This is a genomic window from Yoonia litorea (assembly GCF_900114675.1).
Classification (GTDB): domain Bacteria; phylum Pseudomonadota; class Alphaproteobacteria; order Rhodobacterales; family Rhodobacteraceae; genus Yoonia; species Yoonia litorea.
In genome coordinates this window covers 734,767-750,213 of record NZ_FOZM01000001.1, presented here as the reverse complement: position 1 = coordinate 750,213, position 15,447 = coordinate 734,767, and the positions used below count along the sequence as shown (strand labels likewise).

Annotated in this window: 13 protein-coding genes; 3 read left to right on the top strand and 10 right to left on the bottom strand. The window is 57.9% G+C overall.

Annotated elements, in window-relative coordinates; all coding sequences use genetic code 11:
- Nucleotides 1-5: 5 nt before the first annotated feature.
- From BM316_RS03955 to BM316_RS03930, 6 genes are all read right to left on the bottom strand, one after another.
- The gene (locus BM316_RS03955; protein ID WP_090204240.1) at nt 6-1,688 is read right to left on the bottom strand and encodes an ABC transporter ATP-binding protein; all 1,683 of its coding nucleotides are present in this window, start codon (nt 1,686-1,688) and stop codon (nt 6-8) included.
- Between the two features lie 5 nt (nt 1,689-1,693).
- Complete coding sequence (locus BM316_RS03950; protein ID WP_090204237.1) at nt 1,694-2,770, bottom strand: ABC transporter permease; 1,077 nt, start codon at nt 2,768-2,770, stop codon at nt 1,694-1,696.
- A gap of 67 nt (nt 2,771-2,837) precedes the next feature.
- Nucleotides 2,838-4,205: a CmpA/NrtA family ABC transporter substrate-binding protein gene (locus BM316_RS03945; RefSeq protein WP_090207499.1), complete on the bottom strand. Its 1,368-nt coding sequence runs from the start codon at nt 4,203-4,205 to the stop codon at nt 2,838-2,840.
- Between the two features lie 264 nt (nt 4,206-4,469).
- The gene (locus tag BM316_RS03940; protein WP_090204236.1) at nt 4,470-5,639 is read right to left on the bottom strand and encodes an ABC transporter substrate-binding protein; all 1,170 of its coding nucleotides are present in this window, start codon (nt 5,637-5,639) and stop codon (nt 4,470-4,472) included.
- Nucleotides 5,636-6,220, bottom strand: a complete 585-nt coding sequence (locus BM316_RS03935; RefSeq protein ID WP_090204233.1) for an ANTAR domain-containing response regulator — start codon at nt 6,218-6,220, stop codon at nt 5,636-5,638. Before BM316_RS03935 ends, BM316_RS03940 begins: the two co-directional genes overlap by 4 nt.
- A 227-nt stretch (nt 6,221-6,447) precedes the next feature.
- The gene (locus tag BM316_RS03930) at nt 6,448-7,134 is read right to left on the bottom strand and encodes a DUF2306 domain-containing protein (RefSeq protein ID WP_090204231.1); all 687 of its coding nucleotides are present in this window, start codon (nt 7,132-7,134) and stop codon (nt 6,448-6,450) included.
- Nucleotides 7,135-7,223: 89 nt separating this feature from the next.
- Between BM316_RS03930 and BM316_RS03925 the strand changes: the two genes are divergently transcribed.
- Nucleotides 7,224-8,414, top strand: a complete 1,191-nt coding sequence (locus tag BM316_RS03925) for a helix-turn-helix domain-containing protein (protein WP_131802539.1) — start codon at nt 7,224-7,226, stop codon at nt 8,412-8,414.
- A gap of 252 nt (nt 8,415-8,666) precedes the next feature.
- On the opposite strand, the gene BM316_RS03920 is transcribed toward BM316_RS03925, so the two are convergent.
- The 3 genes from BM316_RS03920 to BM316_RS03910 all read right to left on the bottom strand — a co-directional run bounded on the left by BM316_RS03920 (nt 8,667) and on the right by BM316_RS03910 (nt 11,904).
- On the bottom strand, nt 8,667-10,004 hold the full coding sequence (locus BM316_RS03920; protein ID WP_090204226.1) for a TrkH family potassium uptake protein: 1,338 nt from the start codon (nt 10,002-10,004) through the stop codon (nt 8,667-8,669).
- Nucleotides 10,005-10,012: 8 nt separating this feature from the next.
- Nucleotides 10,013-10,675 carry a potassium channel family protein gene (locus BM316_RS03915; RefSeq protein ID WP_090204223.1) on the bottom strand — a complete coding sequence of 221 codons (663 nt, stop codon included), beginning with the start codon at nt 10,673-10,675 and terminating at the stop codon, nt 10,013-10,015.
- Between the two features lie 173 nt (nt 10,676-10,848).
- A complete protein-coding gene (locus BM316_RS03910) occupies nt 10,849-11,904 on the bottom strand; it encodes an aldo/keto reductase (RefSeq protein ID WP_207493618.1) in 1,056 nt (351 codons plus the stop codon).
- A 177-nt stretch (nt 11,905-12,081) separates the two neighbouring features.
- On the opposite strand from BM316_RS03910, the gene BM316_RS03905 reads away from it, so the two are divergent.
- Both BM316_RS03905 and BM316_RS03900 read left to right on the top strand, forming a co-directional pair.
- The gene (locus BM316_RS03905; protein ID WP_207493616.1) at nt 12,082-12,909 is read left to right on the top strand and encodes a LysR family transcriptional regulator; all 828 of its coding nucleotides are present in this window, start codon (nt 12,082-12,084) and stop codon (nt 12,907-12,909) included.
- A 341-nt stretch (nt 12,910-13,250) separates the two neighbouring features.
- Nucleotides 13,251-14,348 (top strand): tRNA-dihydrouridine synthase, encoded by a 1,098-nt coding sequence (locus BM316_RS03900; protein ID WP_090204218.1) that lies wholly within the window; start codon nt 13,251-13,253, stop codon nt 14,346-14,348.
- A gap of 78 nt (nt 14,349-14,426) precedes the next feature.
- Here the strand turns inward: BM316_RS03900 and BM316_RS03895 are convergent, their stop codons facing one another.
- Entirely contained in the window at nt 14,427-15,425 is a 999-nt protein-coding gene (locus BM316_RS03895; protein WP_090204216.1) for an ABC transporter substrate-binding protein, read from the bottom strand.
- Between the last annotated feature and the right edge of the window lie 22 nt (nt 15,426-15,447).

Below are 15,447 nucleotides of genomic sequence, written 5' to 3'. Positions count from 1 at the left end.
CGCTTTCACTCCGCCGCTATGGCCGATACGGCCGGTTTGGATTTGGGTTTTGCGCCGTGTTCGTATTCCTCAAGGAAGTCGAGCACGTCCTGGCGATATTTGTAGTAGTCAGGATGTTCGAGCAGCGCCTTGCGCGTGCGCGGACGGGGCAGATCGACGTTGACGATCTTGCCGATTGTCGCCTGTGGACCGTTGGTCATCATCACCACGCGGTCGGCCAGCAGGATCGCTTCGTCAACGTCGTGGGTCACACAGATTGCCGTGACTTTGGTCCGGCTCCAGACTTCCATCAGGACTTCCTGCAACTCCCAGCGGGTCAGGCTGTCGAGCATCCCGAAAGGCTCATCAAGCAACAGCAGCTTGGGCGACAGAGCAAAGGCGCGGGCGATACCGACACGTTGCTGCATCCCGTTGGAAAGATCGCTTGCTGGCTTGTCCATTGCATCAGCCAAACCCACACGCTCAAGGTAGTACTCCACGACATCCTGGCGTTCGGCCTGACTTGCACGCGGATAAACCTTGTCAGCCCCGACCGCGACGTTCTCTTTTGCAGTCAGCCACGGGAAGAGGTTCGGCGACTGAAAGACAACGGCGCGCTCGGGGTCTGCACCCTCGACGTGGCGACCATCAAGCTTGATGGCCCCTTTCGAGATTTCGTTCAGGCCAGCAGCCATGGTCAGCACAGTAGACTTGCCGCATCCAGAATGGCCGATGAGCGAAATGAACTCCCCACGGTCGATCTTGAGATCGAAATCCTCAACGACGGTCAGCGGGCCTTTCGGTGTTGGGTAGACCTTATGCAGCATCGAAAAGTCGAGGAAGCGGTTGTCGATCATGCCTTCCTGCGCGTCTTTGACGGCAGCCGGCACACCATGGATCGGCGTCACATCGGGCAGCTCGCGCGTGCCTTCGACCTTGGCCTCGATCCCGACATCCATGAGGTATTTCGTCACCTCAGCGCGCAGTCGCTTGAAGGTGTCGTTGCTGTTCATTTCCATCCGGTCACGCGGGCGAGGCAGGGACACCGTGAATTCCTGCCCCAAGGTGCCATCAGGGTTCAGCGCAATGATCCGGTCGGCCAGGATGATCGCTTCGTCCACGTCGTTTGTGATCAGCACGCAGGTCTTCTTGTCAGCCTGCCAGATCTGTTCAATCTCATCAGCAAGGTTGGCCCGTGTGAGTGCATCAAGCGCCGACAGAGGCTCATCCAAAAGCAGCATTTCGGGGTTCATCGCAAGCGCGCGCGCAACGTTGACCCGTTGGCGCATACCGCCTGAAAGTTCCGCCGGACGGCGGCTGGCCGCATGGCTGAGACCAACCATCTTGACGTAGTGTGCCACTTTGGCGGCTTTCTCGGCCTTTGGCAGGTCAGGGAAAACCGTGTCCACGGCAAGACCGACATTGCCCGTCACTGTGAGCCACGGCATGAGCGAGTAGCTTTGAAAGATGACACCGCGCTCGGGTCCGGGGCTGGTGATTGGCTTGTCACGGTAGGTCACGCTGCCTGTGGTGGGGCTTTCCAGCCCCGCCATCAGATTAATCAACGTTGTTTTGCCGGTGCCGGAGAAACCGAGGATGACAAGAAACTCACCTCCCTGCACCTCCAGTTTGATCCCGTTCAGGACATCTGTCCGGTAGGCACCTTCACCGTAGGATTTGGTGACGTTATCGAACTTTAGAAAACCCATCTCAATCACCGGTTATTTGTGAAGGTGAAAAGGGACTGCAGCGCATACATCACGCGATCCAGCAGGAAGCCGATGATGCCGATGGTAAAGACAGCCACCATGATCTTGGCCAGCGAGCTTGATGAACCGTTCTGGAATTCATCCCAGACAAATTTCCCAAGGCCGGGGTTCTGGGCCAGCATCTCGGCGGCGATCAACACCATCCAACCGACCCCCAGCGACAGCCGCAGACCGGTGAAGATGAGCGGCAGCGCCGATGGCAGGACCAATTTGGTGATCTTGGTCCAGGTGTTCATCTTCAGCACCTTCGAGACATTCACGAGGTCCTTGTCGATGCTGGAGACGCCCAATGCTGTATTGATCAGTGTTGGCCAGAGCGAGCACAGCGTCACAGTGATCGCCGACGTCAGGAAGCTTTTGGCAAACCATCCGTCCTGCGTGGTGTAGACGGCAGAGACGACCATGGTCACGATCGGCAACCACGCCAAAGGCGACACAGGCTTGAAGATCTGAATGATCGGATTGAGGGCGGCATTGGCGATTGGCGACAGCCCTGCCGCGATGCCCAGTGGGATCGCAACGATGGACGCCAGAAAGAAGCCGAAGAACACCGTCTGAATGGATGTCCAGATCTGTGCATAGTAGCTCGGCGCGCCTGTGTAGGCCCGTTCGACGGGATCCTGCCCTTGCTCAGCGCGCCGTTCGTTCAACTGCGCGACCTGTGCTTCAAAACGGGCACGACTTTCAGCTTTGGCGGCCGCATCTTGATGCAGATTGACCGCCTCTTCCCAGACTTGGGCGGGTCCGGGGATCGCACCAAGTGACGTTTGCACCGTCGGCGCAAGCGTGCCCCAAAGCAGCAAGAATGAAAGAATGGCCAAGAGAGGTACACCAAGCAGACGCCAGATCTCGGAAATCTGGGCCTTGGGATTATCGCCTGCGGCTGCCTTCAGAATGGGTGTCAGCCAGGCTAGCCCGACAACTTGAAACCACTTGTCGGCGGCGGTGATACGGGTAAAGAGGCGTTCCTTGCGCGCTTCGCGTGCAGCCTCTGCGTCGAAATTCGGGTCTACGGTTGTCATCTACCTGTCTCCTATGGGTGAGTGGGCGCGGGCCGGTGGGCTGAAAAAGGCCCGCGCCGGTCAGGGCCTAGCCCTGCACCTCTTCGCCAACGACGGTCTGGTCACCTTTCAGACCGATCGGCAGCGATTCCAGATAGGCGTTCGGGAAGCGGCCATCGTAAGGGATAGCGTCGATGATATCGGCTGCCGGTGTCGGCTCTTTGTAGCCGTCGCTGTCCCATGGGAAGTCAGCAGGATTGGCCAAGCCGTCATCGACCAGCGATTGGGCCGCCTCAAGATAGATGTCCGGACGATAGACGCTTTCCGCGACATCCTTGTACCAATCGTCGGTCTGGGCTTCTGCGATCTGCCCCCAACGGCGCATCTGGGTCAGATACCAGATCGCATCAGAGTAGTAGGGATAGGTCGCATTGTAGCGGAAGAACACGTTGAAATCAGGCACTTCGCGCACATCACCCGGTTCATATTCAAAGGTGCCCGTCATCGAGTTTGCAATCACCTCATAGTCCGCACCGACGTATTCAGGACGGCTCAGAACCTCGACAGCCGCTTCACGGTTGGCATTGTCGTTTTCGTCAAGCCACATGGCAGCCCGGATCAGGGCGCGGACAACGGCCTTGGTTGTGTTGGGGTTCTCTTCAACAAATTGTGCAGTCAGACCAAAGACTTTCTCGGGGTTGTTCTTCCAGATTTGGTAGTCGGTGATCACAGGGACACCGATCCCTTTGAAGACAGCCTGCTGGTTCCAGGGTTCGCCGACGCAGTAGCCATCAATCGTACCGGCCTCCATGGTCGCAGGCATCTGGGGTGGTGGAGTAACGGACAAAAATGCCTCGGCACCGATCTGACCGGAGATATTCTCGGGGCTGTAATAGCCGGGTTCGATCCCGCCAGCGGCCAGCCAGTAGCGCAACTCGTAGTTATGGGTCGAAACAGGGAAGACCATGCCCATGTTGAATGGACGGCCATTAGCGTTGAATTCTTCGATGACGGGAACAAGCGCCTCGGCAGAGATCGGATGCTGCGGGCGTCCGTCATCCATTGATGGAATGTGTGGGCGCATCAGGTCCCAGACTTCGTTTGAAACGGTAATCCCGTTCCCGTTCAGGTCCATCGAGAATGGCGTGACGATATGCGCCTCGGTGCCGTAACCGATTGTCGCCGCCAACGGCTGACCGGCCAGCATATGCGCGCCGTCCAGTTGCCCGTCGATGACGCCATCAAGCAGCACCTTCCAGTTCGCTTGCGCTTCGAGTGTCACGAACAGCCCCTCATCAAGGAAGTAGCCCTGCTCATAGGCAATCGCGAGAGGCGCCATATCGGTCAGCTTGATAAAGCCGAAGGTCAGCTCGTCCTTTTCAAGATCCAAAAGATCGGCAAAGGCGGGCGACGCCAGGGCAGTTGTAGCTGCAAGTGAAAGAAGTAGGTTTTTCATATTGGACCCCGTCGTGTGTCCGGTCATGGGAGGGAATGACCGTGGGAAAAGAAAAAAGGCCGACCACTTACCGTCGGAAATCCGACGAAAAGTGAGCGACCTTGCTCAAGAATATCCCGCACATCGGGATCGTATTCGGTGAAGTCCGCGCCATTGCGGTCGACACGAGTTTTATGCCGCAGCGCAGCGAATGTTCCTAGAATCAATCCTCAAGACTGTACTGATCTTGACATATCATCCCCAGGTTGCCTGAATTTTGGGCGCTTACAGACGGTCAGGATCAAAAACCTTGCCGTCAAAAAAGCGATCCGGATGCAATGTGATCTCACCGGCCGCTGATGCGACTGCTGTCGGCGCAAGAATCGCGCCTTCGACCTTTGACGATGCGCCAGGAAGATCGCAGCCGACGGATGCGAGGTGTCTGCGATGCAGATCGGTCCGAAACACGCGCGCTATCTGCGCATCGGAAAGTGGCTCTGCACCATGCTCCTGCACAAGGCGCTCCATGATCCATTTGGCCTGACTGCGCCAAGGAAAGGTCGCAGCGCCTGCATAGAACTCAAGAAAACCGGGAACGGCACGATGGTCGCCGCGATGCGTAATCGACAGATGCCCAGAAAGCGCGCGATCAATCAGCTCCGCAGAGACGTCCAGATAGGCCTTTCGGGACAGCAGGTCACTTGCCGTCGCCTTCACATCCGGATGAGACAGCCAGCGCCCAGCACGCCAGACTGCGCGCATCAGGCGTCCCAGTAAATCAGGTTCTGTTTCGGCCCAGTCGGTTCGCACTGACAAAACCTTTTCAGGGGCGAAATTCCAAATGGCCCGCCCAGGCAGGATCAGCGCACCGGCCCCGGTTTCCATAGCGACCGAGCCCCACGGTTCGCCGACGCAGAAGGCGTCTACATCGCCAGCGGCCAAGGCATTGGCCATCAGTGGTGGAGGCACAGTGCGGATCCTGATCCCGTCCCGCCCAAGGGATGTGCCCTCCGCCCAATACCGCAGAAGGGCCACATGCATTGAAAACGGAAAGGGGACACCAAAGGTAAGCGGACCATCAGACACCGCCGCGAGAGCGGCTGATGCAGCGACCGGATCAGCAAAGTCGAAAGGGTAGCCCGCGTCGCGCAGTTTTGCCTCCAACGCGCGGCTGACACCGATCACGTTGCCATTGACCGACAACACCGACACGGCAGAAATCTGCGTTGAGACACCACCCATCCTCATCGCGGACGCAATCGGCACTGGTGACAAAAGGTGCGCGGCATCCACACGCCCGAAGGCCAACATATCCCTGACAGAGGACCAAGACGGGGCCGCGATGAGGTTCAGCGCAATACCTTCACTTTGCGCAAACCCCATCTCCTGCGCGATGATCAGCGGGGCCGCATCGACGAGGGGCATATAGGCCACAGAGATTTCGACAGGCTTCATCCCAATAGCCCGGCGGCTGTGACGAGGGCCTCGGCGACATCGGCCACACGGCGCCCCCGATCCATCGCTGTCTTTCGCAGCAAGGCATAAGCCGCCTCTTCATCAATCCCCTTTGCTTTCATCAACATGCCCTTGGCGCGGTCGATCACTTTGCGTTCTTCAAGGGCACGACGCGTCTCGGCGAGTTCCTCACGCATCTGACGCACGATTGAAAACCGCGCGATGGCCGTATCCATCACGGATTTGACGCGCGTAGGCGACAACCCGTCAACGACGTACGCGGACACGCCTGCCTCGATTGCAGCCTGCGCCAGTCCACCGGCTTCAGACGAAACAAACATCGCCACCGGCCTTTCCAGTGGACCGGAGGCAAGCGTCATTTCCTCAAGCATGTCACGCGTGGGATTGTCGATATCAATCAAGACAATGTCTGGCTGAAACGCAGCAACACGCCGCGCAAGGCTGTCTGCATTTGCAATGACCAGAACATCGCAGGCGCATGCGTCTTTGAGTGCATCGACAATCGCCAGTGCGCGATCCTGGTCCTGTTCGACGACAACAATGCGGAGTTCGTTAGTCATGCCTTCGAAGTGTAAGGAACATGGACATAAGACAAGTCCGGAATCATCAGCTCAGAGCCGGCTGCCAGCAAAATGTCCAGAAACGGAAGATGTGCCTAGGAATGAGGCGTTCGGCAGATCGCTGCACCGCCCCTTTGTCGTCTCTCGCGTCGCGCTTATGGCCTGATTGCACAAGGGTTTTCTGCGCCTGCTCATTGTCCGTGGCAAGCTTGGACACTCAAAGCGGGTCACGTTGCCATTGCCGGACGCTGACGCCGCAATGTCTTCCAAAGCCAATACACCATCAGCAGCGCTATCATCAGTTCGGGCAGTGACAGCAGACCCGAGTTGCGCACGGCTTCGGGAAACGCCGAGGCCCCCGGTCCGGTAAATGCAGAACCGGCAGCGATGAAAAACCCGACGCACATGCGCACCAGATGTTGGGCGACCCGATGCCGGTTGGAGACCTCACGTCCGACTATCGCAAGAACGTCACCGAGAAAGGCGATCGCCGCCAGACCGAACAGGAAGAAATAGTCTCCAGCGGCAAAGCCGAACAAACGGGCGTCAGGCAGTGTTGCCGCGTACCAGCCCGCGCCAAACAAGGAGGCGGTATTCAGTGCATTTACGGCAGCGACACCCGCGAACAGCCTTTTGGCACCGGCCTGTTTGATGCGGACGGCCAAGACACCGCTTGTGACCAAAGTGGCCCCGAGAATGCCCGCATGAAAGGTGATCCAGAAAGTTTCGTATCTGATGGCACCGAGGATCGCTCCGAGAAGGGAGGCCAATCCCATACTGACAACAAAGACGCGGCCAGCGCTGACATGGGTTTTCTGTCCCTTACGCGCGCCGAGGACGATGGCGCCAACGACGACGGCCAGAGTGCCCAGCGCGACGTGAGCAAACAGTGTGATGAGATTGAGGGTGGGCATTGCGTTTCCTTTCAGATGGGTCGGTTTTGACCGCATCTACGCACCACCTATTTGTCCTGTCGTCCGCGCGTGACGGCGAGGACATTCATTTGAACCTGAAATCGGGACGCGTTGATGAAAGTGCCCAAACCTGTCTATTAGGGCGTATGGACAGTGCGGCGCTTCTCACCCTTTCAGGGATTTCTCTTGGCGTGGCCCTGTCCGGGCTGCTGACCGTTGTGCCGCGCCAAAGGTATCTGCGCGCGATGCTGGGTCTCGGTGCCGTCTACTTCGCATTTGTCGGGATGCTGGCGCTTCCGCTTGTCAGAACCTTCGCTGGCGATGCGCTCTTGAATTACATGCCTGTCTTGCTGGTGCTGCTGTCGGTGCTGCCACCTGCCTTTTTCCATTACATTCAGGCGAAGACGTCACCGACTGCCCCCCTGCCCGTCCCGTGGCGTGATCTGATCATGCCAGCCGCAAGCTTAGTGGTCTGCATTGGCTATTGGACCCTACCGGCACAGACCAAGGAAATGATGTTTCTGGAAGGGGAACTGCCGCTGGGGTTTTGGCCGGGCGCGCTGGCGCTTTTGACCTTTTTCCTGCTTGTTTTGTGGCTTCCGGTTTCGTTGGCCTATGTGGTTGCGATCCTCAGGCGTCTGAGGATCTACCGCGCTCATATCCGGCAGCTTTATTCGGACGCCGACGAACGCGACCTGCGTTGGGTTGATGTGTTGATGGCGCTGATCGTGCTGATCTGGATCACAGGCGCTGGATCGCTTGCGGATGAGAATTTTGCGGATGGGCGCTTGTTTGTTGCGGAGCTTTTTCTGGTGCTGATCGGCGCGGGATTGCTCGTGTTGAATATCTTTGCACCTGTGAAGATCGTGGATGCGAGAGCACCCGCTCCGGAGCCCGAACCGGACATCAAATACGCGCGCTCTGCGCTGACGGATGACCATGCCGCAAAGCTGGCAGGACGCATTGAGGCCGCGATGAAAAAAGACGCGCTTTACCTTGATCCCGGCCTGTCTTTGCAGAAGCTTTCGCAGCACGTTGGTGCGTTGCCCAATCAGGTGTCACAGACCCTCAATCAGGAGATCGGGGCGAGCTTTTTTGACTATGTCGCGAGGCATCGGATCGAAGCCTCCAAACCCCTGATCGCGGCAGGCGAACTTTCCGTCCTCGATGTGGCGCTGGAGGTCGGTTTTAACTCGCGTTCGACCTTCTACAAGGCGTTCAATCGTGAAACGGGAATGACGCCGAAGGACTATCGGCGCATGGGCCAAGACGCCGCTTAGCAACGGGGCTGGGCACGCTGGCACGGCAGCGCGCGAATCGGCATTGGATTTGCTGGTTAACGCCCGTTTTTCAGCGAGATGACAGCGTATGACTTGCGTACACGGCCCGTGCACTGGCTGTACACAACCTGTGCATACGTTTTGTCAGATCTGACAGGATGAACGCCGCGTACGGTGCAGTGCGTTGAGATCAGGTTAATGACGGTGGACAGAGATGTGTTCCGGACCAGCCTCAGCAATGACCACGACCGGCTAGCCCAGAAACACCTTTCCCTCCGGGTATCCGACTTTGGGTTTGCTTTGCGTCGCCAGAAAGAACGCCAAGGTCAGAGGGCCAAGGCGGCCGACGAACATAATGAGGACAATCACCGCGCGCCCGAACTCATCAAGCTCACCTGTTGCCCCCCTCGACAATCCAACGGTGCCGAATGCCGAGCACACCTCGAAAAGCAGGTCAAGAAAGTCACCCTTATACGTGGTCGACGCAAGAAAGAGCCCGATTGCCACAAGAAAAATCGAAAGGGCTGTCAGGGCCAGCACCTTCATGACCTCTGACATGCCAAGGCTGCGACCAAAAATATTGAGCCGCTCCTGCCTGCGGAAAAACGCAAGTGTTGCCAGCGCAAGCACAATGAGCGTTGTCACCTTGATGCCGCCAGCCGTCGAAGAGGGCCCGCCTCCGACAAGCATCAAGGAGAGCGTCATCACCGTGGTGCTGTTCTCCATCTGGGCGTAGTCAAGTGTGTTGAAACCTGCCGTCCGCGGTGTCACGGCTTGAAACCAACTTGCCAGAATGCGCGCAGCATCGCTTTCCAGCCCGCCGAGCGTGGCGGGATTTGACCATTCCAAGATTGCAAACATCACCCATGCAAACAGGATCAGACCAAGCGTGCCTGACAACATCAGCTTGCTGTGCAGCGTGAGTTTGCGCCAGTTGCGCTGTCGGTTGATGTCTGCAAGCACCACAAATCCCAGACCACTCAGGATAAACAGAAGCGTGATCGTGATATTGACGACGGGGTCCGCGACATAGCCCGACAGGCTATCTGAAAAGAGCGAGAACCCTGCGTTATTGAATGCGGATATGGCGTGGAAAAGTGCTTGCCAAAAACCGTGCGTCCAGCCGAATTCAGGCACAAAGACAAACATCAGGATCGCTGTCGCGATCGCCTCCGCAGTGAAGGCGACCAAGATCACGACGCGCACCAGCGCGAGAAGTTCGCTCACCCCGGTCTGGCCGAGTTCGTCGCGCAGGATGAGGCGCTGCGGCATTCCGATGGTCAGCCCCAGCATTGTAAACAAAAGTGCGGCAAAGGTCATGAGACCGAGCCCGCCGATCTGGATCAAGAAGGCGATAATAATCTGGCCGATCAGCGTATAGTCCGATCCCGTATCCACAACGACAAGACCTGTCACGGTCACCGCAGACGCCGCCGTGAAGAAGGCGTCGCTGAACGTCACGTGATCTGCACTGCTGAAGGGCAGCCATAGCGCAATGGCACCCAAGACTATGAAAACGGCATAGATGGTTGCCAGAACCGCAGGTGGGCTAAAGCGCCGTCTGCGGATTGAAAAATGGAGGCTAGACATCAGACTGCCTAAAGTCCGCGGGCGAATTCGCGGAGGTCCTGGCGCCCGCCCAGTAACAACAACAGATCATCTTTTTCCAACGTACAAGATTCGGCGTCCTGGCCCACATAATCGGTACCACGCAAGACGCCGATACAGCGAAGATTGTGGTCCTGCCGATGATTCAATTCTGACAGCGACTTTCCCTGAAGGCTTTCGGGGACGCGAAAATTGACCACATGCTGCCCGTTCCCCAAACTGACGTAATCTCGCACTAGAGGATTGTTGAGGACCTGGGCGATGTGCTGGCCAACTTCCCGCTCAGGGTGGATGACCCGGTCCACGCCCAGCTTGGACAAAATGCGGTGGTGGTTTTTTGATGTCGCCTTGGCCCAGATCGTCTCCACGCCCAAGGTTTTCAGGTTTATCGTGGCAAGAACGCTGGCTTCGATGTTTGTGCCGATTGCGACCACGCCAACATCGACGGATGAGACACCCGCTTCCTTAAGGGCCATATCATCGCGCGCATCGAGGACAAGGGATTGCGCCAGGTCATCAGCATGGGCGCTGACAAGCCGTTCGTTGTTGTCGATCCCGATAACTTCGTTGCCAAATCGTTGAAGGTCACGGGCCAATGTCGCGCCGAATGTCCCTAGCCCGATGATCGCAAAAACCTGTTGTTTGTTAGACATTTAGCATCTCAATGAATTGCTTCGGTTGAGCGATGATAACCCAATGCGGTGATTTGCCAAGCCTCTCCTTCATTGGTATGGGCACTCTCAAGATCGGGCTGCTTGCGCGCTATTTTCCCAGGTCCCAGAAGCCAAACTTGCTGTTTGAAAGCAGACGGCGCTTTCGCGGCGTGTCAGGCATATCCGAGGCGATCCCAGTGTGTGACAGCAGACCAGTCCCGGACAAAGCCGTAAGGGTAGTCCGGCAGATGCGTGGCAGAGACCTCTGTTAGCGCCTTCAGATCAGCGTCATCCAGTCTCAGGTCAACGGCGCCGAGATTGTCCGAGAGTTGGGCGGTATTGCGTGCACCAAGCAGGATCGACGCGACGCCCGGCCGGGCCGCAAGCCATGCAAGCGCGATGTGTGACATTGGACGCCCGTGTTTTTCAGCCAGCGCCTCTGCGACCCCCAGCACATTGTGTGTATGCGGGGTGTTACGGGTGTCGTAAGCCTCTACCCCGCGGTTGGGGTCCTCGCCCAAACGTGTTGCACCCTGTGGGCGCGCATCGGCAGAGTATTTGCCAGTGAGCCATCCGCCCCCCAAGGGGGACCACGGCGTCAAGCCGATGCCGTTTTCCAGCGCGCATGGCAAAACCTCAAGTTCGATGCCACGATCAAGCAAGGAATACTGCGGCTGGAGCGCGCATGGCATAGGCAGGCCGTTCGCCTCGGCTGTCCGGCAGATACGCTCCAACTGCCAGCCTGTCACGTTGGACCAGCCCACATGGTGGATTTTTCCTGCCCGCCGGAGATCGCCCAGCGCGTCGAGGGTCTCGGCAACATCGGTTTCATCGTCCCAGCCATGGATCAGGTAGAGATCAATCGCGTCAACCATCAGTCTTTTCAGGCTGGCCTCGGCGCGTTTGAAAATCGCGCGACGCGATCCGCCGCGGCTGCCCGGCGTCGGCAAGAAGCGGCACTTGGTGGCAATGATCAGGTCATCCATATCGCCACGTGCGGCACCCCACCGGCCAATGATGTCTTCGGAAACGCCGTTTGAATAGACGTCTGCCGTGTCGATCATGGTGCCCCCAAGCGCAACAAAGAGATCCAGCATGTGATGGGCGGTGGCTTCGTCGGTTTCGGTGCCGAAGGTCATCGTGCCAAGGGCGAACTGCGACACCATCGGCCCTGCGCGACCGAGGGATCGCAGTGGCATGTCGGCGATAGGTTTGGATCGGGATGTCATGGGTTCCCCTTTTTGGTGCTGAGTTTGGTGGTTTCTGCGGGCGCGGTGCGAGTGTCGTCGCAAGCACCGGACGCCCCGTTCGCTTCGGTTGTCCGCAACCTAACGGTTGTGCGGCGGAGGCGAAACGAAATAGAATGACAGTCTCTTTTCATCAATGAAACAAGTGAGGAGCCGTCGGTGAACATCACATCCCTGTCCAATGACCCGGTGGAGTGGAACGACATTGCCGCATTCCTGGCGATTGCGCGCCATGGTGGCCTGTCGGCGGCGGCACGCGAAATCGGGTCCAGCGCGGCCACCCTCGGGCGGCGGATGCGTGCGTTGGAACGACAGCTCAACCGCGAGCTTTTTGTGCGGCAAAGCCACGGGTATGACCTGACGATCGATGGCAGGCGCCTGCTTGCGGACCTTGCCCCGGCCGAGGCGGTCATTGCGCGGGCCACGGCACCTGATCCGCAGGGTGCCTTGCCAGTTGTCAGAATTGCTGCCGGAACATGGACAATGCTGGCGCTGACGGATCATCTGACAAGGATCACAGGGGCGTCGCCAGACTTGCGCCTGCGTTTGCTACAAGGCGAAGATGTTCTCTCCATCCCGCGCAGAGAAGCTTCAATCGGGTTCCGCGCAAAGCGTCCGACCAGCGATGGTCTTGCAGCGCGCCGGTTGAGGCGTGTCACATTTGCGCCCTACGCGCGCGCGGATGCACCTGATGCATGGATCGTCGTCCGCGCCGACACACGATCGGCACGGTGGGTCGCGGAGCGGTGTGGTGCGGCGATTGCCGTCGAGACCGACACGCCCCGTCTTGCACTGGATTTGGCGTTGAATGGCGCGGGACGTGCCTTGCTGCCGACATTCGTGGGCGATGCGCAGGCCGGACTTGGGCGCAGCGGAGATATCATTGAAGAGCTGACCCACGATCAATGGCTTGTCACGCACAACGATGATCGCCACCTGCCGGAAATCCGGCGGGCGCTGAACCGTATCGCTGACATCTTCGGCTAGGTGCTGCAGCGCGGATATGTGACGGATCCGCAGTATTGCTGGCTTGCAGGCGCGGGTCAGGTCCTGTGGTCACAGCGTTCTTTGGCATTTGTGGGCGCACGCGCGTCCCCATCCAGTGTCCAGCTGATGCGATGCATGTCCTTCAGATCGTGCCCTTACCAATATCAAGGTGAAGGGTGTCGCCCTTGCGAGGCAGCCCTGACCAGCGTTCTTTGCTTATTTTCCGGTCATTCCCGGCAAATTCTCCGGCATTTGGCCATTGGTCTTGCGGGCGCGCATCAGAATTCTTGACTTTTTGGTCAAATTTCGGGCTCACTTGAAGTCAGATCAGGAGAATTGCCATGGCATATGACCTTTCAACAACCTTTACCGGCCTCAAGTTTGTGAATCCCTTTATTTTGGCGTCGGCCCCGCCGACTGAAAGCAAACGCAAGATTCTCAAAGCGTTTGAGTCAGGTTGGGGTGGTGTCGTAACCAAGACTATCGGCTTGCACCCTGTTGAAAACGTCGCGGGGCCCAAGACAATCTTCCAGCGCACAAGCGAGCAGAAGCCCTATGTCTCCCGCAACAAGCGCCCCGATACCGTCTCGCATTCGTCATGGAACTGGGAGCTGATTTCGGATCAGGCGCTGGAGCTTTGGTTGCCGGACCTTGAAGAGATCAAAACGACCTTTCCGGATCGTATGTTGATTGCGTCGATCATGGCTGGTGCCGGCGGCGAAACAGAGATGAACAACTGGCGCAAACTGGCGCGCGCTTGCGTGGACGTCGGCTGTGATGCGCTGGAACTGAATCTTTCCTGTCCGCATATGGACCGCAAGGATATGGGCGCGAACATCGCCAATGATGAGGATATCATCCGGTCCATCCTCGCAGCCGTCACTGACGAAGTGAGCGTTCCGATCTGGGTCAAGCTGACACCCGCGACCTCGACCCTTGTCGATGCGGCAGGTGCGGCCTACGAGGCTGGTGCCGCGTCAATCTCGCTTTGCAACACATTCCCGTCGCTGCCCCTGATGGATCCTGAAACCTTGCAGTTCGAGGTCGAAGTGGACGGGTTGGTCACATCAGGTGGATTGGGCGGTCTGGCTATCCTGCATCAGGCGCTGCAGCGTGTTTCCGATATCTCGAAGGCCTATCCTGACAAGGCGATCTCTGGCATTGGCGGCATTCGTGGGTTCCGAGAGGCTTTCAACTTTATCGCACATGGCGCAGGCACGTTGCAGGTGTGCACTGCCGCTATGGAAGAAAAAGGCAGTGGCGGCGTCGGGGTGAAGCTGATCAAGGAACTGAATGAAGATCTGGGGGACTATCTGTCTCGCAAGGGTCATGCGTCACTTGAGGAATTCCGCGGGATCGCACGCAACCGTATTGTGGAGCATTCGCAGGTCCGCCGGAAGAGCGATGCCTATAACGGGGGTTACGCCAAATCGGCATAAGTCCGTTGCGACGCTCTCAGAAATGAAAAAGCCCCTCATCTGGCGAATGCAGATGAGGGGCTTCTTATTTTGGCGGTCTTAGTTGAGCGCTGCGTCAGTGATCTCGGTCGTGTAGGCGCCGACAGGTTCGGCGGTGATGACGGGATCTGACCCACCTGCAAGCAGTGTGTCCACAGTCCGCTGATAAGCCGCGATATCAAGCGCGCCTGTGCTGCCTTGCGTCAGTTTGGCGATCTCGCCCATCATGCGTGCCTGTGCGGCTTCGGATTGCGCACCGGTTTCATCATATTCCATGATGATTGCTGCCGCTTCTTCGACGTTTTCCTCAGCATAACGCCAGCCCTTCATCGAGGCGCGCACAAAGCGGACCATCTTGTCGACAAAGACCGGATCATCGAGGTTTTCTTCCAGCGCGTAGATGCCGTCTTCGAGGGTCGCGACGCCCTGATCTTCATACTTGAAGGTCACAAGGTCATCGGGGTCCACACCGGCATCAAGCACCTGACCGTATTCGTTGTATGTCATGGTCGAGATACAGTCGGCTTCGCGGTTGAGAAGCGGATCCACGTTGAAGCCCTGCTTGAGCACGGTCACTCCGTCCTCACCGCCATCGGTCGGGATACCGGCCTGGCTCATCCAGCTGAGGAACGGATATTCGTTTCCGAAGAACCACACACCGATCGTCTTGCCGCGGAAATCCTCGACGCTTTCGATTCCAGTGTCCTTCCAGCATGTGAGCATCAGACCGGACGAAACGAAAGGTTGCGCGATGTTGACCACTGGCAGACCACGCTCACGCGCCGCAAGCGCCGATGGCATCCAGTTGAGCATGATGTCAGCACCGCCGCCGGCCAGAACCTGTGGCGGCGCGATATCGGGTCCACCCGGCAGGATGGTGACGTTCAGGCCTTCTTCTTCGTAATAGCCCTTGTCCAGAGCGACATAGTAACCGGCAAACTGGGCTTGTGTGACCCACTGCAGCTGCAACGTCACATCATTTGCGTGCCCGTCAGCATAGGCACCGGCGCTTGTCGTAAGACCAACCGCGACCGCCGCACATTTCAACAAGTTTTTCATTCTTTGACCTCCAAGTCAGTTT

What these genes read in the sequence shown, in the direction of transcription:
- BM316_RS03955 (WP_090204240.1), bottom strand. Translation starts at nt 1,688, where the DNA reads ATGGGTTTTCTAAAGTTCGATAACGTCACCAAATCCTACGGTGAAGGT.
- BM316_RS03950 (WP_090204237.1), bottom strand. Translation starts at nt 2,770, where the DNA reads ATGACAACCGTAGACCCGAATTTCGACGCAGAGGCTGCACGCGAAGCG.
- BM316_RS03945 (WP_090207499.1), bottom strand. Translation starts at nt 4,205, where the DNA reads ATGAAAAACCTACTTCTTTCACTTGCAGCTACAACTGCCCTGGCGTCG.
- BM316_RS03940 (WP_090204236.1), bottom strand. Translation starts at nt 5,639, where the DNA reads ATGAAGCCTGTCGAAATCTCTGTGGCCTATATGCCCCTCGTCGATGCG.
- BM316_RS03935 (WP_090204233.1), bottom strand. Translation starts at nt 6,220, where the DNA reads ATGACTAACGAACTCCGCATTGTTGTCGTCGAACAGGACCAGGATCGC.
- BM316_RS03930 (WP_090204231.1), bottom strand. Translation starts at nt 7,134, where the DNA reads ATGCCCACCCTCAATCTCATCACACTGTTTGCTCACGTCGCGCTGGGC.
- BM316_RS03920 (WP_090204226.1), bottom strand. Translation starts at nt 10,004, where the DNA reads ATGTCTAGCCTCCATTTTTCAATCCGCAGACGGCGCTTTAGCCCACCT.
- BM316_RS03915 (WP_090204223.1), bottom strand. Translation starts at nt 10,675, where the DNA reads ATGTCTAACAAACAACAGGTTTTTGCGATCATCGGGCTAGGGACATTC.
- BM316_RS03910 (WP_207493618.1), bottom strand. Translation starts at nt 11,904, where the DNA reads ATGACATCCCGATCCAAACCTATCGCCGACATGCCACTGCGATCCCTC.
- BM316_RS03900 (WP_090204218.1), top strand. Translation starts at nt 13,251, where the DNA reads ATGGCATATGACCTTTCAACAACCTTTACCGGCCTCAAGTTTGTGAAT.
- BM316_RS03895 (WP_090204216.1), bottom strand. Translation starts at nt 15,425, where the DNA reads ATGAAAAACTTGTTGAAATGTGCGGCGGTCGCGGTTGGTCTTACGACA.